Source organism: Mesorhizobium sp. M1A.F.Ca.IN.020.06.1.1 (genome assembly GCF_004023265.1).
Taxonomy (GTDB): domain Bacteria; phylum Pseudomonadota; class Alphaproteobacteria; order Rhizobiales; family Rhizobiaceae; genus Mesorhizobium.
Map to the genome: position 1 here is coordinate 1 of NZ_RZSR01001139.1, position 1696 is coordinate 1696.

Below are 1696 nucleotides of genomic sequence, written 5' to 3' on the forward strand. Positions count from 1 at the left end.
CCCGCCACTATCCAGGCAATGCTGCTTGCCCGGGTCGACCGGCTGCCCCAGGAGGTGCGCCGGTTGGCCCAGGAAGCCGCGGTGATCGGCCCGCGTTTCGATGCCACACTTTTGAAAGCCGTGACAGCCGAACCCGGCCGCTTGGAAGCCGGCTGCGAACTGCTTTGCGATGCCGAAATCATCGAGGAGGTCGCCGGATCAGGCTCGATCTCGTCGCCAAGCTACCGCTTTACGCAAACGTTGCTGCAGGACGTGATCTACCAGAATCTGCTGTTGCAACGCCGGACCGATATCCACGGGCGGGTCGGTGCCGCCTTGGAGCAGCTGTGTGGCGACAAGCCGGAACGGCTCGAGGATTTGACCGTGCTCGGTCATCATTTCGCGCAGAGCGCGGAGCGGGAGAAAGGCGCGCATTACTTGCAGGCGGCGGGCGATCGCGCTCGCATGATATACGCCAACGACGACGCCCTTCGTTTCTATGAGCGAGCGCTGGCTGCGTTGGGCGCGATCGGGCAAACGCCGCTCAAGCTGGCAATCGCGGAGCGCATTGCCGATTTGAGCGGCCCGGTGGGCCGCCGCGAGGTCGCGCACCAGCACTACGAAACGGTGCTGCAGGCATATCGCGAGTCAGGCAATCGCGTCGCGTCGGCACGAGTTTTGCGCAAGATCGGTCGGCTGCTCTGGGACGTCGGCAAGCGGGACAACGCAGAAACCCGCTATGCTGAAGCCGCAGCGCTCCTCGAAGGAGCGGATGCCCCGATCGAGCAGGCGCAGCTGTGGCAAGAACGTGGCCGACAGGCGTTCCGTGGCGGAGATCACGCTCGCGCAGCAAAATGGGCAGACGCGGCGCTGGATGGCGTACGCACTCTGACAACGGAGCATGTCTCCGAGGAAGGGCGTGACGCCACTCTTGTGACCGCCGAGGCACTCAACACCAAGGCTGTCGCGCTGGCTCGCCTTGGGCGAAACCTTGAAGCGGTGCGCCAGATCGAGCGTAGCATTGAACTGGCCGAAGCCGCCGGTCTGCTGGGCACGGCCTGCCGCGGCTACACCAATCTCGGCGTGCTTTACACGACCATCGATCCGGCACAGGCGATAAAGGTCTGTCGGCGCGGTCTTGAAGTGGCGCGCCATATTGGTGATTCGGGCTTTCAGGCGCGCCTCCTCGCGAACCTGGCGGTTGCTTGTTGTACTTTCACGGATCGTTGCCCAACGGAGGGCGTGCCTGCTGCCGAGAAGGCCATCGAGATCGACCGGGCACTCGACCAGCGCGAGCATCTGCCGGTGCCGTTGATCGTGCTTGCGCAGATCCACCAGTGCAATGGTCGTCCGGAACTGGCGGTTGGCTTGTTCCACGAAGCACTGGACGTAGCGCGCGAAACGAGTGAACCCCAACTGCTGTTTCCGTGCTATGATGGTCTGGCAACGCTTAATCTCGACCTCGACAATTTGGCCGAGGCCGAACGCTACTTTTCCCTGGCGCAGGGTATATGCGCCCAGCACGGGCTAGACCCGGAAGCGCTTGTGGTGCTGCCTTTTCTCGACTAGCCGGGTGGGAGGTTGAACAATGTCCGCGCGTATTGACTTGGTACCGCTTCAACCGGGCGATCGTGCGCCGAACGTGGTGCTCGACGCCATAACCCAGGAAGGCAAGATCGCGCTTGACGACTTCCGCGGACAAAAACCGGTGCTGGTT

2 pseudogenes are annotated in these 1696 nt (G+C 63.0%); both read left to right on the forward strand.

Annotated features, from left to right (window positions below):
• Positions 1-1548 (forward strand): annotated as a pseudogene (locus EOA60_RS31800) (adenylate/guanylate cyclase domain-containing protein); the annotation flags it as partial.
• Between the two features lie 19 nt (positions 1549-1567).
• Positions 1568-1696, forward strand: a pseudogene (locus EOA60_RS31805) (AhpC/TSA family protein); the annotation flags it as partial.